The 24,790-nt window shown below is 62.4% G+C and carries 27 protein-coding genes; 15 read left to right on the forward strand and 12 right to left on the reverse strand.

Features of this window, described 5'->3' with window-relative positions:
• Nucleotides 1-61: 61 nt before the first annotated feature.
• Nucleotides 62-1,417, reverse strand: a complete 1,356-nt coding sequence (gene chrA, locus FAA86_RS16580) for a chromate efflux transporter (protein ID WP_136542291.1) — start codon at nucleotides 1,415-1,417, stop codon at nucleotides 62-64.
• Between the two features lie 148 nt (nucleotides 1,418-1,565).
• Between chrA and groES the strand changes: the two genes are divergently transcribed.
• From groES to FAA86_RS16595, 3 genes are all read left to right on the forward strand, one after another.
• Nucleotides 1,566-1,862 carry a co-chaperone GroES gene (gene groES, locus FAA86_RS16585; RefSeq protein ID WP_062276043.1) on the forward strand — a complete coding sequence of 99 codons (297 nt, stop codon included), beginning with the start codon at nucleotides 1,566-1,568 and terminating at the stop codon, nucleotides 1,860-1,862.
• 67 nt (nucleotides 1,863-1,929) lie between these two features.
• Complete coding sequence (gene groL / locus FAA86_RS16590; protein WP_136542292.1) at nucleotides 1,930-3,570, forward strand: chaperonin GroEL; 1,641 nt, start codon at nucleotides 1,930-1,932, stop codon at nucleotides 3,568-3,570.
• A 784-nt stretch (nucleotides 3,571-4,354) separates the two neighbouring features.
• Nucleotides 4,355-4,795, forward strand: a complete 441-nt coding sequence (locus tag FAA86_RS16595) for a hypothetical protein (RefSeq protein WP_136542293.1) — start codon at nucleotides 4,355-4,357, stop codon at nucleotides 4,793-4,795.
• Between the two features lie 65 nt (nucleotides 4,796-4,860).
• Here the strand turns inward: FAA86_RS16595 and FAA86_RS16600 are convergent, their stop codons facing one another.
• Complete coding sequence (locus FAA86_RS16600) at nucleotides 4,861-5,568, reverse strand: glutathione S-transferase C-terminal domain-containing protein (RefSeq protein ID WP_136542294.1); 708 nt, start codon at nucleotides 5,566-5,568, stop codon at nucleotides 4,861-4,863.
• 226 nt (nucleotides 5,569-5,794) lie between these two features.
• Here FAA86_RS16600 and FAA86_RS16605 point away from each other — a divergent pair, with 226 nt between their 5' ends.
• Nucleotides 5,795-6,244 (forward strand): DoxX family protein, encoded by a 450-nt coding sequence (locus tag FAA86_RS16605; protein WP_113462051.1) that lies wholly within the window; start codon nucleotides 5,795-5,797, stop codon nucleotides 6,242-6,244.
• A gap of 237 nt (nucleotides 6,245-6,481) precedes the next feature.
• Here FAA86_RS16605 and hisG read toward each other — a convergent pair whose 3' ends face one another.
• The 3 genes from hisG to hisS all read right to left on the reverse strand — a co-directional run bounded on the left by hisG (nucleotide 6,482) and on the right by hisS (nucleotide 10,077).
• Nucleotides 6,482-7,177 (reverse strand): ATP phosphoribosyltransferase, encoded by a 696-nt coding sequence (hisG, locus tag FAA86_RS16610; RefSeq protein ID WP_136542295.1) that lies wholly within the window; start codon nucleotides 7,175-7,177, stop codon nucleotides 6,482-6,484.
• Entirely contained in the window at nucleotides 7,174-8,295 is a 1,122-nt protein-coding gene (locus FAA86_RS16615) for an ATP phosphoribosyltransferase regulatory subunit (protein WP_136542296.1), read from the reverse strand. Before FAA86_RS16615 ends, hisG begins: the two co-directional genes overlap by 4 nt.
• A 165-nt stretch (nucleotides 8,296-8,460) precedes the next feature.
• Nucleotides 8,461-10,077 (reverse strand): histidine--tRNA ligase, encoded by a 1,617-nt coding sequence (hisS, locus tag FAA86_RS16620; protein ID WP_136542297.1) that lies wholly within the window; start codon nucleotides 10,075-10,077, stop codon nucleotides 8,461-8,463.
• A 154-nt stretch (nucleotides 10,078-10,231) separates the two neighbouring features.
• Here hisS and relB point away from each other — a divergent pair, with 154 nt between their 5' ends.
• The 7 genes from relB to FAA86_RS16655 all read left to right on the forward strand — a co-directional run bounded on the left by relB (nucleotide 10,232) and on the right by FAA86_RS16655 (nucleotide 13,824).
• Nucleotides 10,232-10,459: a type II toxin-antitoxin system RelB family antitoxin gene (gene relB / locus FAA86_RS16625; RefSeq protein WP_136542298.1), complete on the forward strand. Its 228-nt coding sequence runs from the start codon at nucleotides 10,232-10,234 to the stop codon at nucleotides 10,457-10,459.
• On the forward strand, nucleotides 10,443-10,712 hold the full coding sequence (locus tag FAA86_RS16630; RefSeq protein ID WP_136542299.1) for a type II toxin-antitoxin system RelE family toxin: 270 nt from the start codon (nucleotides 10,443-10,445) through the stop codon (nucleotides 10,710-10,712). The genes relB and FAA86_RS16630 overlap by 17 nt, the downstream gene beginning before the upstream one ends.
• A gap of 3 nt (nucleotides 10,713-10,715) precedes the next feature.
• Nucleotides 10,716-11,462: a hypothetical protein gene (locus FAA86_RS16635; RefSeq protein ID WP_136542300.1), complete on the forward strand. Its 747-nt coding sequence runs from the start codon at nucleotides 10,716-10,718 to the stop codon at nucleotides 11,460-11,462.
• A 106-nt stretch (nucleotides 11,463-11,568) separates the two neighbouring features.
• Complete coding sequence (locus FAA86_RS16640) at nucleotides 11,569-11,898, forward strand: hypothetical protein (protein WP_136542301.1); 330 nt, start codon at nucleotides 11,569-11,571, stop codon at nucleotides 11,896-11,898.
• Nucleotides 11,899-11,963: 65 nt separating this feature from the next.
• A complete protein-coding gene (copM, locus tag FAA86_RS16645) occupies nucleotides 11,964-12,347 on the forward strand; it encodes a CopM family metallochaperone (RefSeq protein WP_136542302.1) in 384 nt (127 codons plus the stop codon).
• Nucleotides 12,348-12,444: 97 nt separating this feature from the next.
• The gene (locus FAA86_RS16650) at nucleotides 12,445-13,152 is read left to right on the forward strand and encodes an HAD family hydrolase (RefSeq protein WP_136542303.1); all 708 of its coding nucleotides are present in this window, start codon (nucleotides 12,445-12,447) and stop codon (nucleotides 13,150-13,152) included.
• Nucleotides 13,153-13,158: 6 nt separating this feature from the next.
• Nucleotides 13,159-13,824 carry a DNA-3-methyladenine glycosylase I gene (locus tag FAA86_RS16655; RefSeq protein WP_136542304.1) on the forward strand — a complete coding sequence of 222 codons (666 nt, stop codon included), beginning with the start codon at nucleotides 13,159-13,161 and terminating at the stop codon, nucleotides 13,822-13,824.
• Between the two features lie 3 nt (nucleotides 13,825-13,827).
• Here FAA86_RS16655 and FAA86_RS16660 read toward each other — a convergent pair whose 3' ends face one another.
• Nucleotides 13,828-14,463, reverse strand: a complete 636-nt coding sequence (locus FAA86_RS16660; protein ID WP_136542305.1) for a DNA-3-methyladenine glycosylase I — start codon at nucleotides 14,461-14,463, stop codon at nucleotides 13,828-13,830.
• 205 nt (nucleotides 14,464-14,668) lie between these two features.
• Here FAA86_RS16660 and FAA86_RS16665 point away from each other — a divergent pair, with 205 nt between their 5' ends.
• The 3 genes from FAA86_RS16665 (at nucleotide 14,669) to FAA86_RS16675 (ending at nucleotide 17,080) form a co-directional block, all read left to right on the forward strand.
• The gene (locus FAA86_RS16665) at nucleotides 14,669-15,484 is read left to right on the forward strand and encodes a L,D-transpeptidase (RefSeq protein WP_136542306.1); all 816 of its coding nucleotides are present in this window, start codon (nucleotides 14,669-14,671) and stop codon (nucleotides 15,482-15,484) included.
• Between the two features lie 91 nt (nucleotides 15,485-15,575).
• A complete protein-coding gene (locus FAA86_RS16670) occupies nucleotides 15,576-16,262 on the forward strand; it encodes a L,D-transpeptidase (protein ID WP_136542307.1) in 687 nt (228 codons plus the stop codon).
• Between the two features lie 155 nt (nucleotides 16,263-16,417).
• On the forward strand, nucleotides 16,418-17,080 hold the full coding sequence (locus FAA86_RS16675) for an outer membrane protein (protein WP_113462064.1): 663 nt from the start codon (nucleotides 16,418-16,420) through the stop codon (nucleotides 17,078-17,080).
• Nucleotides 17,081-17,083: 3 nt separating this feature from the next.
• Here FAA86_RS16675 and FAA86_RS16680 read toward each other — a convergent pair whose 3' ends face one another.
• From FAA86_RS16680 to FAA86_RS16705, 5 genes are all read right to left on the reverse strand, one after another.
• Nucleotides 17,084-17,560, reverse strand: a complete 477-nt coding sequence (locus FAA86_RS16680) for a hypothetical protein (protein WP_136542308.1) — start codon at nucleotides 17,558-17,560, stop codon at nucleotides 17,084-17,086.
• Between the two features lie 61 nt (nucleotides 17,561-17,621).
• Nucleotides 17,622-18,935, reverse strand: a complete 1,314-nt coding sequence (gene glcF / locus FAA86_RS16685; protein WP_136542309.1) for a glycolate oxidase subunit GlcF — start codon at nucleotides 18,933-18,935, stop codon at nucleotides 17,622-17,624.
• 50 nt (nucleotides 18,936-18,985) lie between these two features.
• Nucleotides 18,986-19,366, reverse strand: coding sequence for a DUF4870 family protein (locus tag FAA86_RS16690; protein ID WP_113462067.1), 381 nt, complete (start codon nucleotides 19,364-19,366; stop codon nucleotides 18,986-18,988).
• A gap of 12 nt (nucleotides 19,367-19,378) precedes the next feature.
• Nucleotides 19,379-20,572, reverse strand: coding sequence for a glycolate oxidase subunit GlcE (gene glcE / locus FAA86_RS16695; RefSeq protein WP_136542310.1), 1,194 nt, complete (start codon nucleotides 20,570-20,572; stop codon nucleotides 19,379-19,381).
• 286 nt (nucleotides 20,573-20,858) lie between these two features.
• Nucleotides 20,859-22,292, reverse strand: coding sequence for an FAD-linked oxidase C-terminal domain-containing protein (locus FAA86_RS16705; RefSeq protein ID WP_136542312.1), 1,434 nt, complete (start codon nucleotides 22,290-22,292; stop codon nucleotides 20,859-20,861).
• A gap of 138 nt (nucleotides 22,293-22,430) precedes the next feature.
• Here FAA86_RS16705 and FAA86_RS16710 point away from each other — a divergent pair, with 138 nt between their 5' ends.
• A complete protein-coding gene (locus tag FAA86_RS16710; RefSeq protein WP_136542313.1) occupies nucleotides 22,431-23,327 on the forward strand; it encodes a LysR family transcriptional regulator in 897 nt (298 codons plus the stop codon).
• Here the strand turns inward: FAA86_RS16710 and FAA86_RS16715 are convergent.
• Entirely contained in the window at nucleotides 23,324-24,742 is a 1,419-nt protein-coding gene (locus FAA86_RS16715; RefSeq protein ID WP_136542314.1) for a DUF6880 family protein, read from the reverse strand. The genes FAA86_RS16710 and FAA86_RS16715 overlap by 4 nt on opposite strands.
• Nucleotides 24,743-24,790 lie beyond the last annotated feature (48 nt).

The raw sequence follows: 24,790 nt of genomic DNA on the forward strand, positions 1-24,790 counted from the left end.
GGGCGGCAAGGCAAGGGGCAAGCGTCGCGAGGCCCGAAATTGGCAGCCGTTGCCTTTAGCGTTAGAGAAGGAAACGGGCTGCCAGCCCCAGCGCGCCTGCAGCGAGCAGCGTCTTGCCGATGCCGATATGGAAGCGGAAGATCAGGACGGCCGAGATGACGGCGATGACAAGCGCCTGCCAATCCAGCGACGACCAGACCGGCTGCGGAACGGAGAGCGTCAGCGGACCTAGCTGTGCGAGATCGACCGGCTCCACCTGGTTAAACAAGACATGCAGCGCGAACCAGACGGCCAGATTGAGGATGACGCCGACGACGGCCGCGGTGATAGCGGATAACGCGGCACTCAAGAGACGGTTGCCGCGCAGCCGCTCGACATAGGGCGCACCGGCGAAGATCCAGATGAAGCTCGGAATGAAGGTGGCCCAGGCGGCGATCAGGCCACCGAGCAGGCCACCGATCAGCGGGTCGAGCACGCCGCTTTCCCGAAAGCCGGCGAGAAAGCCGACATAGGAGAGAACCAGGACGAGCGGTCCGGGTGTCGTCTCGGCCAGAGCCAGGCCGTCGAGCATTTCGCCGGGTTTGAGCCAGGCATAATGATCGACGGCGACCTGAGCGACATAGGCCAGCACGGCATAGGCGCCGCCGAAGGTGACGAGCGCCATCTTTGAAAAGAAGCTTTGCACTTCGGGCAGAGCGGTTTCCGGCAGCGCCCACCACAGCAGCGGCAGAGGTGCGAGCCAGACCGCGATCCAGAACAGGAGCGTGGCCACCTGACTGGATAAGGGCGGACGCGCGCCGACCTCGGGCGATATCTCAGCCGTCGACGTTTCCCCGCCTCGTGCGTGAAGCAAGCCGATGAGCGCAGCAGCGAGCAGAACGAGCGGGAACGGCACGGAGAACAGGAAGAGCGCGAAGAAGGCTGCGGCCGCCAGTCCCCGATGAAAACTCGTCTTCAGCGCCCGCTTTCCGATGCGGATGACAGCCTCGACGACAATCGCCAGCACGGCCGCCTTCAAGCCGAAGAAGAGGCCGGTGACGAGGCTTGTCTCCTGATAAAGCGCGTAAAGAGCGGACAGTCCTAGGATGACGGCCAGGCCCGGTAGAACGAAGAGCAGGCCGGCGACAATGCCGCCGCGCACGCCATGCAGGAGCCAGCCGATATAGGTGGCAAGTTGTTGCGCCTCGGGGCCCGGAAGCAGCATGCAGTAGTTCAAGGCATGCAGATAACGGTCTTCATCGATCCAGCGCTTTTCCTCGACGCAGATCTTGTGCATCAGCGCGATCTGCGCGGCGGGACCGCCGAAGGAGAGGACGCCGATCCGGGCGAAGGCGGAGGTGAGCTCGGAAAATGTCGGGGATGCAGGGCGGTCGGTCAGGACCTGGGTGTCGTGAATGTCGGTTTTTTTGGCCGGCATGCACCTTCCCTTTTTTCACGAGACGCTTGACTCGTTCGGAGCCTGTTCTTATCTCAGCGTCGCTGGCACTCCCTGAGGGAGAGTGCTAACAAATTCCGATGTGGTCCCGTCCGGGATCGCGAATGTCATTTGATCGAGGGATTAGACAATGGCAAGCACCAATTTCCGTCCTCTGCACGATCGCGTTGTCGTCAAGCGCGTCGAATCCGAAGAAAAGACCAAGGGCGGCATCATCATTCCCGACACCGCCAAGGAAAAGCCGGCTGAAGGCGAAGTCATCGCCGTTGGTCCTGGCGCCCGCGACGAAAGCGGCAAGCAGGTTGCCCTCGACGTGAAGGTCGGCGACCGCGTTCTGTTCGGCAAGTGGTCCGGCACCGAGGTCAAGCTCGACGGCGTCGACCTGCTGATCATGAAGGAAGCCGACATCATGGGCATCATCGGCTGATCTCAGCCTGGTCCCCACTTCCTTTTTAACCAAGTCAACAATGGGCTAGACGCCCGGGAGTTTGAACATGGCTGCTAAAGAAATCAAGTTTGGCCGCACCGCGCGCGAAAAGATGCTGCATGGCGTCGACATCCTCGCAGACGCCGTGAAGGTTACCCTCGGCCCGAAGGGTCGTAACGTCATCATCGACAAGTCCTTCGGCGCTCCGCGCATCACCAAGGACGGTGTATCGGTTGCCAAGGAAATCGAACTGGAAGACAAGTTCGAAAACATGGGCGCCCAGATGGTCCGCGAAGTTGCTTCGAAGACCAACGACATCGCCGGTGACGGCACCACCACCGCAACCGTTCTGGCCCAGGCCATCGTTCGCGAAGGCGCCAAGGCCGTTGCCGCCGGCATGAACCCGATGGACCTGAAGCGCGGTATCGATCTGGCCGTCGCTGAAGTCGTCAAGGACCTCCAGGCCAAGGCCAAGAAGATCTCCACCTCGGCTGAAGTTGCCCAGGTCGGCACGATCTCGGCAAACGGCGACACGCAGGTCGGTAACGACATTGCTGAAGCCATGCAGAAGGTTGGCAACGAAGGCGTCATCACCGTCGAAGAAGCCAAGACCGCTGAAACCGAACTCGAAGTCGTCGAAGGCATGCAGTTCGATCGCGGCTACCTGAGCCCCTACTTCGTGACGAACCCGGAAAAGATGGTCGCTGACCTCGAAGACGCGTTCATCCTGCTGCACGAGAAGAAGCTCTCGAACCTCCAGGCCATGCTGCCGGTTCTCGAAGCCGTCGTTCAGACCGGCAAGCCGCTCGTCATCATCGCTGAAGACGTCGAAGGCGAAGCCCTTGCAACGCTCGTCGTCAACAAGCTGCGTGGCGGCCTGAAGATCGCTGCCGTCAAGGCTCCGGGCTTCGGCGATCGCCGCAAGGCCATGCTCGAAGACATCGCGATCCTGACCGGTGGTACCGTGATCTCGGAAGACCTCGGCATCAAGCTCGAGTCTGTCACCCTCGACATGCTCGGCCGCGCCAAGAAGGTCTCCATTACCAAGGAAAACACCACGATCGTCGATGGTAACGGCCAGAAGTCGGACATCGAAGGCCGCGTTGCCCAGATCAAGGCGCAGATCGAAGAAACCACTTCGGACTACGACCGCGAGAAGCTCCAGGAGCGTCTGGCCAAGCTCGCCGGTGGCGTTGCCGTCATCCGCGTCGGCGGCTCGACCGAAATCGAAGTCAAGGAGCGCAAGGACCGCATCGACGACGCTCTGAACGCGACCCGCGCGGCCGTTCAGGAAGGCATCGTACCGGGCGGTGGCACTGCTCTCCTGCGTTCGTCCACGAAGATCACCGCCAAGGGCGTCAACGACGACCAGGAAGCTGGTATCAACATCGTTCGCCGTGCGCTGCAGGCTCTGGTTCGCCAGATCGCAACCAACGCTGGTGACGAAGCTTCGATCATCGTCGGCAAGATCCTCGACAAGAACGAAGAAAACTTCGGCTACAACGCCCAGACCGGCGAATTCGGCGACATGATCGCCATGGGTATCGTCGATCCCGTCAAGGTTGTCCGCACGGCTCTGCAGAATGCAGCTTCGGTTGCCTCGCTGCTGATCACCACCGAAGCCATGATCGCCGAACTTCCGAAGAAGGAAGCTGCTGGCGGCATGCCGGGCGGCATGGGCGGCATGGGCGGCATGGACATGATGTAAGACCAACAGGTCTTACAATCAGGTCCATTGGAGCCGCCCATCACTTAAAGTGGTTCAGCGCGTCAAGCGCGCTGAACTGGCGGCATGGACATGATGTAAGACTTTCGGGTCTGACATCTGAGCCATCCGGTTCAGTCTTTTGGAAGGGCGGCCCTCGGGTCGCCCTTTTTCTTTGGCGTGCTCGTGCACCCAAAGATGGCGACGGCGGATGCCCAACTGAACTGTTGACAAAAAACTTTCTAATATTTCAATATCTGCGAAGTGAGATGCAAGCACTGCTCCATCACGAGCGTGAAAATGCTGTGTAATCTCCGTATATTATTTTATCCTAATATTTAGCTTTATTACCTTGGTCGAGTGTTCTGTGCCAAATCGAGACATCTACCGTTTTCAGCCGAAATAAAACATGGTATCCAGTGCGTTAACTCCGGCGTGTCTAGCGTGTTGTTCTTCAAGCTTCTTGTGGGGGAAGCATGAACGCCTGGCGGATCGCAAAATGCGCCGCCATGCAACGCGACATGGATGCATCCGGAGCAATATGCGGCGATTGACTTCGTCCAGGTCTGTCGGTCGGAAGGCTGGCTGAGATGGACTTTTACGCTGTGCTTCCTCGATCAGGGGCGAGGATGCATGGTGGCGGTGGTGTGTTCACTGCTGCAACCGGAGGAACGAAGCTCCGTTCGGACGGGCATGCCGGCTCCGGCCGGAAGGGGTGGCTACGGCAGTGACTGCCGCAGGCCGGGAAGACAGTGGGCCGGTTCTGGCTATCGACTTGGGGAAAGCCTTGTTCAAAATAGCAAATGCCAATCTCGCGACCGCTTTCAGGGTCAGCGAACAGGACGGAAAAGGCCTGTTGGGGCAGCATGACTGCCGTTTTGGCCTGTCCGAAGACTGGACGGGCGATCTCACCAACGGGCTATTGAAGCTTGGGGAGAACGCCAGGGTCCTGCATGGCCTCGACAATGACGAATGCGGTCTGCTGACCGTCATGCGCTGCTATGAGCAGGCGGATCGCGGGCATATTTTGCGGCTGTTCGAGCAGGCTGCCACCCAGCCTTCGCGTTTCTGCTATTCCACCACCATCGTGACCGGCAGCCAGCACCGCCAGCCGGTCTTCTGCATCGGGGAATCCTCCGACTTCGAAGGCAGCGGCGGCAACATGGTCGGGCTTTTCATCTTTCCGCGGTTTCAGCTGCCGACAACCGTTTCCGTTTCACCCGTCTGACGCCGTTTCTCTTCAGGGACATCCGGGAGAAAGGAAGGCGTCCACCGACGCCTCCCCTGACATGATCAGCCGCGCGCCGGGATGTTGAGCCCCTTCTGGCTGGCAGGCCGGGCTTCGGCACGGGTCCACCATTCCTGCACGCGCGGGAAGTCGGCGAGGCCGAGATCGGTTTCACCGGCATAGAAGACCTTGAGCGCACGCACCCAGGGCCAGGTGGCGATGTCGGCGATCGTATAGTCCTCGCCCGTCAACCACGGCCCTTTTTCCAATTGGGCTTCCAGCACACCGAGCAGACGGCGGGTTTCGTCACGATAGCGCTGGGCGGGGTAAGGGTTGTTCTCCACCTTGTCGGCGGCGAACTTGTAGAAATGGCCATACTGGCCGAACATCGGCCCGACACCGCCCATCTGGAACATCAGCCATTGCAACACGGCATAACGTGCCGCTCCTTCCTTTGGCAGAAGCTTGCCGGTCTTGTCCGCGAGATAGATGAGAATGGCGCCGGACTCGAAGATGCCGATCGGCTTCCCATCGGGGCCATTGGGATCGATCAATGCGGGAATGCGACCGTTTGGGTTCAGCGAGACGAATTCCGGGCTCTTCTGTGCATTGCTGCCGAAATCAACGAGATGCGGTTCATAGGCCAGGCCCATTTCTTCCAGCGCAATGGAGGCCTTGACGCCATTCGGCGTCGGCAGGGAGTAAAGCTGGATGACGTCTGGATTGGCGGCTGGCCACTTGGTCGTGATCGGGAACGCGGAAAGATCTGCCATGCTCGAGGCTCCTTTTGCTCGGGGGATGCCATAGGAGGTAGGGAGCCCGCCGTGCTCTGGGAAGAGTGGAGCACCGAACGAGGCCGGCGATGTCGTTTCGTTTTTGTGAACGATCAGTCAAAGACTGTTAACCTATGCCTGCGACAAAAAAGCATGCATCTAAGCGGCACAGACTGAGGCCGCCAACGATGGGGGTTTCAGCGTCAACGCTCAACGGAGTTCCCCCATGTCCGCCACCAATAACGGCCTTCTCGTTCTCGTTCGTATCCTGCTTTCCTTCATGTTCATCATGTCCGGCTTCGGCAAGTTGACCGACCCGGCCGGCACTGCCGGCATGATCGCCGGCGCCGGTTTCCCGGCTGCCGATCTGCTCGCCTATGCCGCTGGTCTCTATGAACTCGTCGCTGGCCTCTTCATCCTCGTCGGCTTCCAGACCAAGATCACCGCCTGGACCGTTGCGCTCTTCTGCGTCTTCACGGGCCTCGTCTTCCACTCCGGCACCGTTGCCATCGAAGGCTGGCCGGAAGGCGCTCTCGGCTGGATCAACACGCTGAACCAGATCATGATGATGAAGAACATCACGCTGGCTGGCGGCTACATCGCACTCGCCATCGTCGGCGCCGGCGCCTACTCGATCGACGCCCGCCGCGGTTCCGCCCAAGCCGTCGCTGCCTGATATCCCTGCCCCTTGAAGGCAACAAGAAACCCGCTGGAGCGATCCGGCGGGTTTTTTCGCATCGAGAATCCATAGGTGAGCCAGATCATACCCCCCTCTGTCACTTCGTGACATCTCCCCCACAAGGGGGGAGAGCAGAGGGAGTGCGCGGCGCCAGCCGCGGATTGGTCTCCCCCCTTGTGGGGGAGATGCCCGGCAGGGCAGAGGGGGGTACCGCACGACGAGAAGTCTCACGCCTCAGAGGACCCCGCGCACAGCCTCGATGATCCGACCGATCATCGCATTGCCCTCATGCTCCGGCTTGCGTGCCCTGACGAGGCAGGCCTCGGAGCGCAGGATGACGCCATCCGAGAGGACCTTCAGGTGATTGGCGCGCAACGTCGAGCCGGTCGAGGTGATGTCGACGATGATGTCGGCCTGGCCCGCCGCGGGTGCGCCTTCGGTGGCGCCGAGGCTTTCCACAATGCGGTAGAGCTGGATGCCGTGGCTCCCGGAAAAATGCTGCTGCGTCAGGCGCCAGTACTTGGTGGCGATGGCGAGGCGTCGGCCATGGCGGGTGCGGAATTCGGCGGCGACATCGCCGAGATCGGCCATGGTGTCGACATCGTACCAGATCTCGGGAACTGCCACGACCACATCGGCATGGCCAAAGCCGAGGCGAGCCGCGATCTCGACGCGGCTGTCGGCTTCCGCCAGGCCTTCACGGATCAGATCTTCGCCAGTCACGCCAAAATCGACGGTACCATTCCCGATCTCGCGCGAGATTTCGGAAGCGGAGAGATAGGCGATCTCGACATCGTCGAAACCTTCGACACGGCCGCGATAGGAGCGGTCATTGCCGACGGCGACGATCTTCATGCCGGCTTTCTCGAAAATGGCGGAGGCATCGTCCTTCATGCGGCCCTTGGAGGGCAGACCGATTGTGATGGTCATGACGCGCTCCTCTCGGTCTCAATTCGATCCAGCCAGAGCGAGAAGCCAACGGCCGGGATATGCGTCTCAGCGCCGAGCAGGGTGAGCAGCCGGTCGAAGCGACCGCCACCGGCGAGCACCGCGGGCTTGCCTTTCACCGCCACCTCGAAGACGAGGCCGGTGTAATAATCGAGCGGACGACCGAAGGCGGCGCGGTAGGTGATGCGGGCGAGATCCGTGCCGATATTGGCAAGGGCTGCCACGCGTTCGTCGAAGCGGCTGAGTGCTGAACCAAGCTTCAGGCCTGCGGCATCGGCAAAGCCGGCAAGGGCGGCCGAGGCATCGGCAAGCGGCAGTTCGAGCGAGAGGAATTCGCGCAGCAGAAGCAGGGCCGCGCCATCGAGGCGGGTCTCGGAGAGCTCCAGCTTTTCCTTCAGGCGGCGGGCGATCTCGGCCGGCGTGCGGCTCGCATTGGTCAGATAGCCGGTTTCCTGCATGGTCGCGTCGATGTGGGCGATCAGGGCCTCCTGGTTACCCTTTGCCAGAAGATCCGAGACCTCAGGCGCCAGACCCGGCACCGGCGTCGGGGTCGCCAAAGTCCGCAGTAGCTGGTCGATCTGAACCGGATTGCCGAAAGCCTGGATGAGACGCTTCTGCCAACCGGCGGGCAGGCCGAGCGCCTTCACGACGGCTTCGAAGACGGACTGGTCGCCGAGGGTCACGGTCAGCGTTTTGGTCGGCAGCAGGCGGGTGAGGATCGCCACGCTATCGGCAATCGCCCGGGCATCGGCAGCGGCAGTTGCGATATCGCCGAGATCCTCGATGCCGGCCTGATAAAACTCCTGCGGTCCTTCGCGACGCTGGCGGAAGACTTCACCGAGATAGGCATAGCGCTTCGGCGTGCCGGTCGCGGTTTCGATGTGGCGCAGGCAGACGGGGATGGTGAATTCCGGACGCAGGCACAGGCTTTCGCCGCGCTCGTTCTCGGTCAAGAAGATGCGGCGGCGTAGGTCCTCGCCCGCCATGTCGAGGAAGGGCGCGGCCGGCTGGATCACCGGCGTGTCCACGCGGGTCGTGCCGCGGGATGTGAATTCCTGCAGGATGGTGCCGGCGAAATCGGGCATGTCGGTCAGGGGCATCAAAGAACTCCGCAGAGGGTGCTGCACCCCCCTCTGTCACTTCGTGACATCTCCCCCACAAGGGGGGAGAGTGGTGGCTGAGCAAGAGGCCGGCCCCAACCCGCTCTCCCCCCTTGTGGGGGAGATGCCCGGCAGGGCAGAGGGGGGTAACCACCCGACATCACGTCAGACACCCTTCGCCCGACGACGATCTTCCGCCTGAGCGGCCAGGATTTCCTTGACCTTGCCCACGAGCTCGGCCTCGGCCACGACTTCCTGCGCGACGCGGGCCTCGCGCCATTCGGTATTGTCGGTGATTTCGCCGGAAAGGCGCTTGCCCTCGATCAGGTCCTTGATCTGGACGACGCCTTGCGCGCGCTCGTCGCCGCCCTGGATGATGGCGATGGGAGCACCACGGCGGTCGGCATATTTCAGCTGGTTGCCGAACTTCTTCCAGTTGCCCTGGTACATTTCGGCCCGGATGCCTTCGGCGCGAAGCTGCTGCGTGAAGCGCTGATAGCGGCCCATGCTCTCGACATCGCCATCCATGACGGTGACGAGGACAGGGCCAAGCACCTCATCCTGGCCGAGCTTGCCGAGGTTCTTCAGCGCCGTCATCAGGCGCGAGACGCCGATCGAGAAGCCCGTGGCCGGGACCGGCTGGCCCATGAAGCGCGAGACGAGACCATCGTAACGACCACCGCCGCCGACCGAGCCGAAGACGACCTTTTCACCCTTTTCATTGGTGACGTCGAAGGTGAGTTCAGCTTCGTAGACGGGGCCGGTATAGTATTCGAGGCCACGGACGACGGAAACATCCATACGGATGCGTTTGGTTCCGTAGCCTGCCGCCCGGACAAGATCGCTTATTGCCTTCAGTTCCTTGAAACCCTCGTGCGCCGGATGCTGTGCATCGAACAGCTCCAGATAACCTGCAAGCTGTATCGAGTTTGCCGGATAGGACGTCAGGCCGTCGGCATTCACGACCGAGTGGTCATCCTGCGCCGCGGCGTCCGTCGCAGGTTTGAATAGGTCCTGCGCACTCTGACCCACGCCACTGTAGAAAAGCTCAAGTTTGTTGATTTGATCTTCGGCGAGACCTGCACCCTTAGTGAAGTCGCCTGACTCGTCCTTACGACCTTCTCCAAGCAGCAGCCTAACGCCCTCAGGGCCAAACTTATCGAGCTTGTCGATGGCGCGCAGCACATTCAAACGACGGCCGGCATTCTCCTCGCCGCCGAGGCCGATGGCATCCATGACGCCATCCAAAACCTTGCGGTTGTTGACCCGGATCACATAGTCGCCGCGCTTGATGCCCAGCGCTTCCAGCGTGTCGGCCATCATCATGCACATTTCGGCATCGGACTGGACGCCCGGCGCGCCGACCGTGTCGGCGTCGAACTGCATGAACTGGCGGAAGCGGCCCGGGCCCGGCTTCTCGTTGCGAAACACGTAGCCGGCGCGATAGGTGCGGAACGGCAGCTGGATTTCCTGGAAGTTCTCCGCGACATGACGCGCCATCGGGGCCGTCAGGTCGTAACGCAGCGACATCCATTGCTCGTCATCGTCCTGCAGCGAGAAGACGCCTTCATTCGGGCGGTCCGAGTCGGGCAGAAACTTGCCGAGTGCATCGGTGTATTCGAAGAGCGGCGTCTCGATCGGGTCGAAACCATAGCGCTCATAGACCTCGCGGATGGTCTCCATCATCTGGTTGGCAGCGCGGATATCGGCAGCCTCGCGATCGACGAAGCCGCGCGGCAGGCGGGCCTTCAGCTTCTGGGGCTTCTTGTTCTTATCGCTCATGATGACAACCGGAATTCTCGTTTCAAAAAGGTGCCGGTGTCTTAGAGGATCAAGGATTTGGCGGCAAGGGCGAAGGCGGGTGGGGTGAAGGCCGGATGCTGGAAAATGGGCCGGTGCGGTGGTATATTACAGCGCGAAACCAGAGGTTGGGCCGATGAACAAGCGCGTCACGCTCGAGATGCCGGAAGAAATGCACCAGTTGATCGTCGAATACGCGTCGGAGGCCGGTGCGGAGCCGGATGAGTATCTGCGCCAGATGATCCAGCGGGAACTTGAAAACCTTCAAGATCTGGCCGCCGCCGATGAAGCCATGAGGCGTATCCAGAGCGGTGAGGACAAGGTCATCAGTTCCGAGGAGTTCTGGCGTGGCCTGGACGATTGAGTATCGTCAGCCCGTTCAGAAAACGATCAAGAAACTCGATCCCGTCATCCAGCGCCGCATCAAACAGTTTCTTGAAGAACGCCTTGCTACCCACGACAACCCCCGAAGCCTTGGAGATCCGCTTCATGGCAGCAAGCTTGGTGCCTATTGGCGCTACACAGTTGGCGACTACCGCATCATCTGCGATATCCAGGACGGCAAACTCATCGTACTCGTGGTCGAGATCGGCCATCGCAGCTCCGTCTATCGGTAATCCATGATCCTCGAAGCCCTGAATTATGCCGCGAGCTGGCCCGTAACCTCGGCCGCGCATCGTCCGTTCATTCGCTCCTCCGTCAATCTCTGGGCGCGGGCCAATCGCTGTCGCGCCGACTGGGCGGACCACGAGAGACGGACGATGGCGACTATTCTGAGCGCGGCCGAAGCCTGTCGGCAGAGGCGGACGGTGGTGGTGCTGGGCTCGGGACTGTTGCGCGATGTGCCGGTTGCCGAGCTTTCGCGGCTCTTCGATACGGTGGTGCTGGTCGATCTCGTGCATCTGGCAAGCGTGCGGAGCTGGCTCACGGTCAAGCGTTTCAAGAACATCCGGCTGATCGAGCGGGATCTTTCGGGGCTCGATGCGCTGCTTGCCGGAGAGGCTGTCGAGCCGCTCTCGTTTCTCCGGCAGGTGCCCTATCTCGATTTCGTCGTCTCGGCGAACCTGCTGTCGCAGATCGGAGTTGGCGCTGCGCGCAAGCTCGAAGGACATGTGGATGCCGAGGTGCTTGTTCCCCAAGTCATCGCCGCCCATCTTGAGGGTCTTGCCCAAGTTCCGGCCGCAACCTGTCTCGTCACGGATGTGGGCTACACGGTGATCGACCGAAACAACCAGACCCACGAAACGGTCGACCTGATGCATGGGGTTGATCCGGGTCCGGTCCGGGACAGCTGGGATTGGCCGGTCATTCCCTTTGGCGAAGAGAGCCGGGACTACAAGATCGTGCATCGCGTGATCGTGCGCTGAGGCTCACCTTGCTGGCCTTGCTTTCGACGCGATCCAGCATCATCTTCAAGTCATGAGACCGCTCATACGTTTTCTATTCCTGCTCGCAGGACTCGCCTATGGCGCCATGCCGATGATCGGCATGCCGGCCATGGCCATGCCCGTTATGCATGCGATGGATCAAGGCGATCTCTTCACGTTCCACCACCTGCCGACCAAGACCGTGGCGGATAGCGACTGCCCGCATTTTGGCGGAAAGACCATCTCTATCGATGAAGACGATCAGTCATCGAAGCCTCTGAAGATGGCCTCGCACTGCGCAGCCTGTTTGACCTTGCCCGCCGATCCTGTGCTTGCCGATAGCGGCAAGCCGGCGCGGGCCGCCGAAGCTATGAGCCTTTCCCCAAGGCTGGTGTCGCAGATGACGGCGCCGCTCACACCCCCTCCCCGCGCCTGATGCGATGAACCGCGCGGCCATGAGGTCCGCGCTTTTCCTTTCATCGATCAGCACAGGAGATTTCAATGCTGAAGAAGCTTCTCGTTGCGGCGTCGCTTTCGACCGCCCTTTCCACGTCCCTTGTCCTCGCCCAGGACAACACCATGCATCAGGGCCATGACATGTCGGCCATGGGTCACTCCATGATGGACGACAGCCCGTCGTCGAAGGCATTCCAGGAGGCCAATGCCAAGATGCACAAGGACATGGCCGTGCCGCTGACCGGTAATGCCGATGTCGATTTCGTGCAGGGCATGATCCCGCATCACCAGGGCGCGATCGACATGGCGAAGATCGTGCTCGAACACGGCAAGGATCCCGAGATCCGCAAGCTTGCCGAAGAGGTGATCGCGGCCCAGGAAGGCGAGATCGCCATGATGAAGGAATGGCTTGCCAAGAACGGGCAATAAGCCGCATTCCCCACAACCCTGCAATGGCGTCTTCGGACGCCATTGCTTTGCCGAAGAGACGGATTAGTCTCAGCCCCCTGACTGAAAAGGAGGCGTCATGTCCAATCGCCCTGTCTCTGTGATCGGCTTCGATGCCGATGACACGCTCTGGCAGAACGAGCAGTATTACAAGCTGACGGAAAGCCATTTCCGCAGCCTGCTCGCCGACTATGCCGAAGGAGATCACGTCTCGGACCGTCTGCTGGAGGCGGAGAAGCGCAACCTCGCCCATTACGGCTTCGGCATCAAAGGTTTTACCCTCTCGATGATCGAGACGGCGCTCGAGATCACCGAGGGGCGAGCCCCCTCCTCCGTCATCAGCGAGATCCTGGCGATCGGTCGCGACCTCCTGAGTCACCCGGTCGAATGCCTGCCGCATGCCCGCGATGCGCTCGACGCATTGGCCGGCAAGTATTTCCTCGTTCTGATCACCAAGGGCGACCTGTTCGATCAGGAGCGGAAACTCGCGCAATCTGGCCTTGGCGATTATTTCGATGCGGTCGAGATCGTCTCCGACAAGACCGCCACCACCTATCGGCGGATCTTCGGGAAACATGGCGAGGGACCGGAGCGGTCGATGATGATCGGCAACTCGCTGAAATCGGACATCGTGCCGGCGATCGCTGCCGGCGCCTGGGGCGTGTTCGTCCCGCATGAGCTGACCTGGGTGCTCGAGCATGTCGAAAAGCCCGAAGAGGCACCGCGCTTCCGCGAGATACCCGATCTCGGTCATGTGCCGGATCTCGTCGCCAACCTTCAGCATTGAGGCCCCATGCGCTCCTTCGACGAAATCTATGCGCTCGCGGTTGCCCGCAAGGGTGAGGCCGGTGTGCTCGAGAGCCTTCAGCATCCGAAACCGAAGGCCGAGATCGCGGCCATGCCGGATGATCGCTTTCTGGCGCTGATGACCAAATGCATCTTCCAGTCCGGCTTCAACTGGAAGGTCGTGGAGGCGATGTGGCCGGGCTTCGAGGCGGCCTTCGAGGGCTTCGATATCGGGCATTGCGCCATGCTGCATGACGAGGATTTTGCCCGGCTCGTCTCCGATACGCGCATCGTGCGGCATGGGCCGAAGATCAAGGCGGTGCAGGAAAACGCCGTGTTTCTGTCCGGGATCGCACGCGACCATGGCTCGGCCGGCGCCTTCTTTGCCGGCTGGCCGACCGAGAATTACGTCGGGCTACTCGACCTCTTGCAGAAGAAGGGTTCGCGGCTCGGTGGCAATACGGGCCAATACTTCCTGCGCTTTGCCGGGATCGACAGCTTCATCCTGTCGCAAAGCGTGGTGAACCGGCTGATTGCGGAGGGCGTCGTCGACAAGGCGCCGACATCGGCGAAGGACAAGGCGGCCGTTCAGGCGGCGTTCACTGCATGGCGTGCGCAATCCGGGCGGTCGCTGACCGAGATCAGCCGGATCCTCGCCGTCAGCATCGACTGACGGTCAGGGGCGCACGAGCCGGGATCGCAGTTCCTCGGTCGGCGCGCGGCAGCAGCAGCCTTCGATGTGGTCGTTGACGAGGCCCATGGCCTGCATGAAGGCGTAGACCGTGGTCGGGCCGACAAAGGTCCAGCCGCGCTTCTTCAGGTCCTTCGACAGACGGATCGAGGTGGGCGATGTCGGATTGGCCTTCAGTGTCACATAATCCATGCGCGGCGGACGTTCGGAAGCGTCCGGCTCGTAACTCCAGAAGTAACGCGAGAGCGAGCCGAACTCGGCCTGCATGTCCACCGCCCGGCGGGCGTTGTTGATGGTCGAGACGATCTTGCCACGGTGGCGGATGATGCCGGCATCGGCAAGGCATCGGGCGATCTCTTCATCACCGAAGCGGGCGACCTGATGGAAATCGAAGCCGGCAAAGGCCGCGCGAAAGTTCTCGCGCTTCCTCAGGATCGTCAGCCAGGACAAGCCGGACTGAAAACCTTCAAGGCAGATCTTCTCGAACAGCCTGATGTCATCCGTGACGGGCCGGCCCCATTCCTCGTCATGATAGCGGCGGTAGTCTTCGAGGCCGCCATGCCAGAAACAGCGGTCGAGACCGTCCTCTCCACGGATCAGGCCTTCGGCTGTCGTCTCCATGCGATTCCCCCCCGCTGCGGTGAAGCGTTTACCATTTGTTCACGATTTTTCCAAACCGGTCGCTAACCCTTCCGAAAGGTTTACGGCGTCGATCGCATTTTCACGACCAGGTCTTTACCAATTGGCGGGTCGCGCTCTGGCAGGTTTAACGCGAGTTGGTGGCAGTGCGTGCCGCCGCATCCGGTCCCACGTAGCGAGTTGTCCGATGTCGAAAACCTCACTGCTTCTGGCCATGCTGGCCAGCCTGTCGATTGCCCTGCCCGTCCATGCCAGTGACCGTTACCGCAGCCGCCCGCCTGTCATGGTGAGCCCGGACCTGCAGGCGTCCTGGGTGCTGCAGCTCGGCGGCGTTCCGGCACAGACGCGCGGCTATGCGGCGCCGCAACGCCTGCGCCAGGCGGTACCGGCAGGCCGCCAGCGTATCGTCCAGCAGCCGCAGCAGGTGCTTCGCCAGCAGCCGGTGCAGCAGCGTCGCGTGGTCCAGCAGCGGCGCGTGCTCTTCCCGCAGCAGCCGGCAGCCCAGCCGGTGGCGATGCGACCCGACAAGCCCGTTCGCACCCAGATCGAGCCGCAGTTCCTGCCGCAGATGGTGCAGTATCAGACCGAGCAAAAGCCCGGCACGATCGTCATCGACACGCGCGAGCGGTTTCTCTATCTCGTGATGGCAGACGGCATGGCCAAGCGTTATGGGGTGGGCGTCGGCAAGCCGGGCTTCGAATGGGCCGGCACACACAAGGTGACCGCCAAGCGCGAATGGCCGGATTGGCGCCCGCCGCAGGAGATGATCGCGCGCGAGGCGGCCAAGGGCCATTTCCTGCCCGCGCATATGCCCGGCGGCCCGGAAAATCCGCTTGGTGCCCGTGCGCTCTACCTCGGTTCGACGCTCTACCGCATTCATGGCACCAACGCGCCCTGGTCGATCGGCAGCGGCGTATCTTCCGGCTGCATCCGCATGCGCAACGAAGACGTCACCGACCTCTATGAGCGGGTGAAGGTCGGCACCAAGGTGATTGTGATCTAAGGCACTCAACAGATCACAATCGTTGGATTAACCCTTGCTTTGCAAAAGGAAGGAGCTAGGCTCTGAGCCCTGCAAATTCAGGGGACAGAATATGCTCAAGACCATCACGAAGAGCGTCACCGCGGCCATGCTGGCGGTGACCTTTGCCATGCCGCTGCCGGCGTCTGCCATCAGCCTCAATCGCATTCAGACGACCAGTGACGTGACGCTTGTTGCGCAGCAGCGCAAGGAAGTGCCGGAGAAGTTCAAGCGCAAGGTCGTGCGCCTGACGACGGACGAAAAGCCGGGCACGATCATCATCGATACGAACAACAAGTTTCTCTACTATGTCGAGGGCAACAACCGCGCGACGCGCTACGGCGTCGGCGTCGGTCGGGAAGGCTTCGGCTGGTCGGGCGTGGTGAAGATCGGCCGCAAGGCGGAATGGCCGGAATGGCGTCCGCCGGCAGAGATGCGCCGCCGCGAAGCCGCCAAGGGCCATATCCTGCCGGTGGTGCAGGAAGGTGGACCGGACAATCCGCTCGGCGCCCGCGCCATGTATCTCTACAAGGGCGGCCGCGACACGATCTTCCGCATCCATGGCACCAACCAACCCTGGACGATCGGCCTCAACATGTCGTCCGGCTGCATCCGCATGATGAACAAGGATGTCGAGCATCTGTATGATCGCGCCGATATCGGCTCCAAGGTCATCGTGATCGGCCCGGGCAACCGTCAGGGCGATGTGTCCTTCGACGACAAGGGCGTCGACATCCTGCGCACGATTTTTGGCGGCTGAGGCTGCCTATATCCTGGTTTCCTATAGACGGCCGCGTTGAGAAAGCGCGGCCGTTTTGCGTGTCATGATATTGTTGTCTCGACGGTGCAGTCTCCGCACAGGTCGGGGCTCGGGGGCCCCGCGTCTGACACGCTTTGTTTTCTCGGGGACTGTTGATGATCAATCGCTCGCTTGCGCTCGCCCTTGCCGGTGCGTGCCTCACCACGCTCGCCACCTTGCCGGCACAGGCCGAAATGGGTGTCTCCGTTTATGGCGGCTTCCAGACCGCGCCGCACAGCGACATCGAGGTATCGGACGCACCGGATTTCCGCGCAGGCTGGGAAGGCAAGTCCTTCGAGATGCCGCCCTATTACGGTGTCCGCGGCACATGGTGGATGGACAATCTTGGTCAGCCCAATGTCGGCCTGTCCCTCGATTTCAGCCATGCCAAGGTCTATGCAGACAGCAAGACGCTCGACGCGTCCGGCTGGTCGGCTTTCGAATTCTCAGACGGCATCAACCTGCTGACATTGAATGCGCTCTATCGCATGCCGATCGAAGGCACGAAATTCGTGCCTTATGTCGGGGCCGGTGCCGGCATCAACATTCCGCATGTCGAGGTCACGCGTGGCTCGGGCCGGACCTTCGAATACCAGCTGGGTGGTGCGACCGTGCAGGCGCAAGCGGGCGTGGCCTACGACTTCACCAAGAACTGGTCGGCCTTCGTCGAATACAAGGGCAATTATTCCTGGGTCGACGTGGATATCGATTCCGGCGCGTCTTTGAAGACCAATATCCTGACCAATGCGGTCAATGTCGGCGTCAGCTACCGGTTCTGAGGTTCAGCGTCGCTTGATATCGCAGAAGATGGCGGCGCTGTGGGAGACGAGGACATCCGCGCCAACCGTGCTGCCGCCTTTGAGCTTCTCGACCTTCAGCTCATAGTCCCCGTTGAAGCGGGTCGCCGTGGCGTCGCTGCGTTCCGTCCGCATGGACATGGTGACGCGATAGACCGGCTGGTTGGGTGGCGTGAAGGTCTGGATGCTGAAACGCAGGTCGCGTCCGTCGATCCAGTACTGGCGCAGCATCTCCGAATTGATCTGGAAACGCCGGAATTCACGTGGCGCGGCAGGATCCTTGACACCGGCCATGCCGCGGAAATGCACGAGCTTTTCCTGGTCCCTGCTGCTGAAGCCGCTTTCGAGCGACATGTCGACAGCCTTGTCGGAGCTGGCGCAGTAGATGCGCTCGGCCGCCTGTGCCTGCACGGCAAGCGGACAGAGAAACAGCAATGCGACGACCACGATTTTCTTCGCCATGACGGCCTCCCGGGATGCTCCATCCTGGGACAAGCGTAAAAGCAATCGCTTAACAATTCGCTCAGGCTGCGGGGCGTCGATCGAGCGATTTGGGGCGCTCACCGCCATAGGCCCAGTTCAAGAGCTCGACCGTATGGACGACGGGTATGCCGGTGGCAGAACCGATCTGGGTCATGCAGCCGATATTGCCGGCGGCGATGATGTCGGGTCTCGTCGATTCGATGTTCTTCACCTTGCGCGCCTTCAGCCTGGCAGAAATCTCGGGCTGCATGATGTTGTAGGTGCCGGCGGAGCCGCAGCAGAGATGGCCTTCGGGCGGGTCCTTGACCGTGAAGCCGGCCGACTTCAGGAGCAGTTTCGGCGCCATGGTCACCTTCTGGCCGTGCTGCAGGGAGCAGGCGGAGTGATAGGCGACGGTCAGACCCTTTCCTTCCGCGATCGGCAGATCGAGGGTCGAGAGATATTCGGTGACATCCTTGGCGAGCGCCGAAACGCGCGCGGCCTTTTCGGCATAAGCGGGATCGAGGCGCAGCATGTGTCCGTAGTCCTTGATCGTGGTGCCGCAGCCCGAGGTCGTGACGATGATCGCGTCCAGACCGCCCGCTTCGATGGCACGGGTCCAGACATCGACGTTGCGCCGCGCGCTGTCGAGGGCCTGCTCTTCGCGGCACATGTGGTGGACGAGCGCGCCGCAGCAGCCTTCGCCCTGGGGCACGACGACTTCGACGCCCAAGCGGTTGAGCAGCGAGATCGCCGCTTCGTTGATGCCGGGATCGAGGACGGGCTGGGCGCAGCCGGTGAGGATCGCGACACGGCCACGGCGGGTGGCCGCGGCGGCATGGGTCGCAGGCTTTGCAAAGTCGGAAGGTGGCGCGACCTTGGAGGGCGCGAGCCGCAGCATCGCGGCCATGGGCTTGAGGGCCCTCACCTGATCAAACAGACCGGCAAAGGGGCGACCAAGGGCAGCAAGCTTCAGGGCCAGTCGGAAGCGGCCGGGATAAGGCAGAACCATGGCCAGCATGTTGCGGGTCAGCCGGTTCATCAGCGGGCGGCGATAGGTTTTTTCGATATGGATGCGGGCGTGATCGACCAGATGCATGTAGTCGACGCCCGAAGGGCAGGTCGTGGTGCAGGCGAGACAGGAGAGACAGCGGTCGATATGGGTGACGATCTGGTCATCCGCCGGGCGGCCGTTTTCCAGCATGTCCTTGATCAGGTAGATGCGGCCGCGCGGGCTGTCGAGCTCGTTGCCGAGCGTCACATAGGTGGGACAGGTGGCGGTGCAGAAGCCGCAATGCACGCATTTGCGCAGGATGCTCTCGGCTTCCGCGACATGGGGATCGGCGAGCTGCTCGGCGGTGAAATTGGTCTGCACGCGTTTCCTCCAGAGAAGCGGCCGGCATGGCCGCTTCTTTCAACTTCATTTCAGATCCACCAGCTGGTGGGACGGGCAATGGGTTCTCCCGCAGACGCCTTCTGCAGGCCGATGACGCAGCGGACGACGATCCAGATGGCAACGGCGAAGATCAGGATGACACCGATGACGGCCACCATCAGTAGGCCGGCGATCAAGGCATAGAGCAGGCCGATCCAGAAGGTCCTGATGGCATAGGTATAGTGGGTGTCGACCCAAGGCTCGCCCTTGCCACGGTTCACATAGGCCATGATCAGCCCGACGATGCCGGTGAGGCCGACGACAAAGCTGACGAGATAGAGGCAATAGACCACCTGAACATTCAGGCGGCCGGGCGAGAACCAGCCTTCGCCTCCGGAGCCTGTTGGCGGCTGGTAATGGGGATCAGTCATGACAAAACTCCTTCACGTCATCAGGCCGGGATTGAAGATCCCGTGCGGGTCGAGTTTTGCCTTTAACCGGGCGGAAAGCAAAGCGACAGCCGGGGCCTGTGGCTCGAAGGCGGCGACTTCCGCGCGAATCTGCGGCGCGGCCCTCAGAAGCGTGGCATGGCCGCCGCCAAGCGTGCGGATGCCATGGCGCAGAACCTCGGCCTCCGGATCGGCCTCGGCGCGCATCCAGACGAGCCCGCCCTGCCAATCATAATAGGCATCGATGCCTGCGCGGAGCCTCAGGCCTGCCACCAGTTTCCAGGCTTCGGACGGGGCCATGGAGACACGCCAGAGCGGACGCGCCGTGCCATCGGCATAAGGTACGACATCGCGGATTTCGCGCCAGAGGGTCTTCGATTGGTCAGCGTCGAGGCGACCGACAGGGCCGAAGCCTGCCATGGCCGCCGCCAGCTTTTCGGCGCGCACGGCAACGGAGGCCTCCAGGCCTTCCAGCCGCATGACCGTGGCGGCACCTTCGGGAAGGGATCCACCGATGAAACGGCCGCGGACGCTTTCCGGCAGATGGGCGGCGCCTGAGACTTCGACGGAGAGCGACATGGCGGCGGCCAGCGCGTGCATCGCCTGCTCGTCCTCGAGGCTGGAGAGGACAAGAGTGGTCGAGGTCTTCGGCACCGGCAGGACCTTGAAGGTGACTTCGGTGAGGAAGCCGAGCGTGCCGTGGGAACCGGCGAGCAGCTTGACGAGATCGAGCCCCGTGACGTTCTTCATCACCTTGCCACCGGCCTTCACCACATCGCCTGCGCCATTGACGAAGCGCACACCGAGCAGATGATCGCGGGCAGCCCCTGCCGTGAAGCGGCGGGGACCGGAACTGTTGACGGCGAAGAGGCCGCCGATGGTGGGCGTGCCCGAGGTGCCCATGGCGCCGCGATGGTCCATCGGCTCGAAGGCCATGCCCTGCCCGTTTGCGGCGAGAGCTGCCTCGATTTCGGCAACGGGCGTGCCGGCGCGGGCGGTGATGACCATTTCGGCGGGGTTGTATTCAACGATGCCGGTCAGCAACGAGGAGGAGAGCGTGGCCTCGGCGGTCACGGCATTGCCGAAGCCCGCACGGGTGCCGCCGCCGCGGATGTGCAGCGGGGTTTTCTTCCCGGCATGCCCGCGGATGAGCTCGGCGGCTTCGGTTTCGGTCACGGGGGTCAGCATGGGGTGGCTTTCGCGGTTACGGCGGCTTGCAGATGCGCTGGCGCAAGCACGCCCCCCTCTGCCCTGCCGGGCATCTCCCCCACGAGGGGGGAGAGTGGATGGGGCTGCCGCTCTGCCCTTCGGGTCAGATCCGACACAGGCTCATGAGAAGGCGCAGAACGGCGAGAGGCTTCACCGGGCGAATGCTTGCCGCGCGCAGGGCGCAGGCGGGTTGCCGGTCTCCCCCCTTGTGGGGGAGACCGGCAGGACAGAGGGGGGTAAACCACAGAGAGAACCGACACGATCATCATCCCCTCCCCTCCAGCGGAAAGACCTTGGAGGGGTTGAGGATCCAGCCCTCGTCGAAGGCGGAGCGAACGGCCATCTGCTGGGCGAGGTCGATGTCGGAGAACTGGTGGCGCATCAGGTCGCGTTTCTCGATGCCGACGCCGTGTTCGCCGGTGAGACAGCCGCCGGCGTCGACGCAAAGCTTGAGGATTTCCATGCCGGCCGCTTCTGCCCGGGCGGCGTCTTCAGGGTCGTTGATGTTGTAAAGGATCAGCGGATGCATGTTGCCGTCGCCGGCGTGGAAGACATTGGCGACGCGCAAGCCGTAGCGATCGATGATCTCGGAGGTCTTGCGCAAGACGTAAGCGAGCTGGCTGAGCGGCACAGTGCCGTCCATGCAGATGTAGTCGGCGATGCGGCCGGTGGCGCCGAAGGCGGACTTGCGGCCTTTCCAGATGAGCGCCGCTTCCGTTGCCGTCTGGCTTTCGCGCACGGTCTTGACGCCATGGCGCTTGGCGATCTCGACGATCGAGGCCAGCATGGCGTCCATCTCGGCTTCGGAGCCCTCGACCTCGACAATCAGCAGAGCCTCGACATCGAGCGGGTAGCCGGCCTTGGCGAAGGCCTCGCAGATATCGATCGCGGGCTTGTCCATGAATTCGATGGCAACGGGGATGATGCCGGCGCCGATGACATCGGCGACGCAGGAGCCGGCAGCCTCGGCGCTGTCGAAACCGAAGAGCACGGGGCGCGCGCCTTCCGGCTTGGCGAGCAGGCGGACGGTGGCTTCCGTGACCACGCCGAGCTGGCCCTCCGAGCCGCAGACGAGGCCGAGCAGGTCATAACCCTCGGCATCCAGATGCTTGCCGCCGAGTTCGATCACCGTGCCGTCCACCAGCACCATCTTGACCCCGAGGAGGTTGTTGGTGGTGACGCCATATTTCAGACAGTGGGCGCCGCCGGAATTCATGGCGATATTGCCGCCGATGGTGCAGGCGAGCTGCGAGCTCGGGTCGGGGGCGTAAAAATAGCCGTCGGCGCCGACGGCGTCGGAGATGGCTAGGTTGGTGACGCCTGCCTGGACCGTGGCGCAGCGATTTGCGTAGTCGACCTCAATGATGCGGGTCATGGCGGACAGGCCGAGCACGACGGCATCTTCCTGCGGGATCGCACCGCCCGACAGCGAGGTACCGGCGCCGCGGGGGACGACGGGAATACCGTAGCGGTGGCAGTATTTCATCACCGCGGCGACCTGGGCCGTGGTCTCCGGCAGAACGACGGCAAGCGGGCGGCGGCGATAGGCGATGAAGCCATCGGTTTCGAAAGGCACCAGCGCGGTTTCCTCGGCCACGAGACGCCCGGCGGGCACGAGTTCCTTCAGGTCGGCCAGGATCTCGGCGCGGCGCGACAGGACCTGCGCTCTCGGCGGCAAAAAGGCGATGGCCTCACTCATGATGGTCTCCTCCCGACATGCAACGATCCTAGCGACAGGAGGCCTTTCGCTCAACTGGTCTAATTTTCTTACCACTAGGACTTTCGCAGGGCAAATGCTATGCACTTATGACCAAATCGGAAAAAGTAGCGCGCACTCATGACCAATCTCGGTGATCTTGAAGTCTTCGTCCGCGTCATCGCAGCCGGCAGCATGTCGACGGCGGCGCGCGACCTCGGCCTGTCGCCCGCCGTTGTCTCCAAGCGCATCAAGCGGCTGGAGGACAAGCTCGGCACGCGGCTTCTGCAGCGCACGACGCGGCAGATCTCGCTGACGGAGGCCGGTCAGGGCTTTCACGAGCGGGTTTTGACGGTGTTGGGCGGGCTCGAAGAGGCGGAAGCCTTTGCGTCAGGACGTTCCTCGGAGGTCAACGGCACGCTGAAGATCTCGGCATCGACCTCCTTCGGTCGCATGCATGTCGCGCCGCACTTGAAGCCCTTCATGGAAGCGCATCCGGATCTCGCAATCCACCTGGTGCTGTCGGACGAGTTCACCGACATCGTCGGCGGCGGCTTCGATCTCGCGATCCGCATTGCTGAACTCAACGATTCCTCGCTGGTCGCCCGCCGGCTTGCGCCCGTTCGCCGCGTGCTCTGCGCTGCACCTGACTATCTGGCCGCGCATGGAATGCCCGAGACCCTCGAGGACCTGAAGAAGCATCGCTGCCTGCCGGCCCACAACCACGACTCCTGGCGGCTGGAAGGGCCAAGCGGGCCGGTGGCCCTCAGACCGGAGGGCATGCTGATCACCAATTCCAGCGAGGTCATCCGCGAGGCCGTGATCGCCGGCCTCGGCATTGCGCTGCGCTCCACCTGGGATGTCGGAGCGGAACTGAAGAGCGGCAAGCTGGTGCAGGTGCTGCCGCAGTATGAAAGCTCGCGCAACGTAGCGCTCTCGGCAGTCTATCCGAGCCGCCAGTTTTTGCCCGCGAAAGTGCGGCTGTTCATCGACTATCTGGCGGAGTTGTATGGGCCGGTGCCATATTGGGAGCGCTAGGACTGCGCCGACAGTCCACCCGGCACCGAACTCCAGAAGCCGTATTTCTTCGAATGATTGCGTTTTAACTCTGCGAGGAAGGCGGCGTGGGTCGAGAGGCCGTGGCCTTCGGGCAGGTTCGGCATCAGACGCGCAAGTTCGCCGACATAGCGCCCGGCATGGGGATAGGCCATGCCGATGCCGCGACGGAGGATATCTTCGACCAGCACACGGTAGAGAACGACGGCAGCCAGCGGCTCTTTCGCGGCAAGCGCTTCAGCGGCAGGGGCGAGATCGTCGTAGTGGCGGCCTTCCCAGTCGTGGCTATGGCGCAGGACATGGGCGGCGGCGAGATCGAGGCGCGGCCAGGCGACGAAAAATTCGAGCGCGAGATAGATGTCCTCGTGCTCTTTGGCGAGCGCCAGGGCACGGTCGAGTTCGTCGAATTCGGCGAAATCATCGAGCTTCGACAGGTAGAGCTTGAGGACCTCGGGATCGAGGGTTTCGGCAAACTCCCGCCAGCGCAGTTCCTGCGCGTCCTCGCGGCGCTTCAGCCTTTCGAGAATCTCGGCCTCCAGCAGGCGGCGCTCATGAGCACCATAGTCTGGACCGACCGATGCCAGCACCCCATTGACCGGGATGAGGCGCACGCCGCGCGGGCGCTCGCGCACCCATTCCAGCGCATCTTCGTGACGTCCGGCCTCGTGCAGCATGCTGGCGACGGCCAGCGTATCGCGGCGGTTGTCCGGCTTCTGGCGTTCGAGCGCCAGGAAGTCGTCGATGTCACCCTGATGCAGAGCGAGCGACTGCAGGAGATCGAGCGCGCCGAGCTTCAAGGGTTCGGAGGGCAGAACCTCCGCCAGCACCTTGCGCCACGCCTTTGCTGCCGGGCCGGAGACCACGCCAGTCAACGCGCGCAGGAAACCGGTATGCTCGCCGTAGCGGTCACGCAGACGCAAACGCTCGATATGCGGCACGAGCAGCGGTTGCTCTTCGGCGCCTACGGTCTTGATCAGCTCAAGGGCGGCAAGCTCGGTATCCTCGAAGACTTTCCAGAGGCGGGCATTGTCGGTCGCCATGCGGGCGGAAACGGGGAAACGGAGACCGAGGAAGCGCAGGATCCGCTCGGCGGCAGCCTGAGGATCGGCAGCGCCGAGTTCGGAGAGGATGTTGCGGGCCAAGGCTGCAAACTCGCCGGCAAGATCGCGCGCACGGGCCCGGTTGATGCGGGTCGTTGCCTGATCGATCGCGTCGAGCCGCTTGTCGATCAGCCGCGCGATCTCGTCCGGACCGGTCTCGCCCGCGAGCGCCGTCTGCAGCCGGGCCTTCAGCGCCTTGTTCGCAGCGGATTCCTCCAGAAGGATATCGACCAGTTTCTCGAGCCCAAGGCCGGTCAGCCCCTTCCTGTCGAGTTTTGCCTTGGTCTGTCTTGCCATTCTGCCTGCTACCTGCCGCTGTCTCAGGTCTTATATCGACCACGAATG

This window comes from Rhizobium rosettiformans W3 (genome assembly GCF_004912135.1).
Classification (GTDB): Bacteria; Pseudomonadota; Alphaproteobacteria; order Rhizobiales; family Rhizobiaceae; genus Allorhizobium; species Allorhizobium rosettiformans.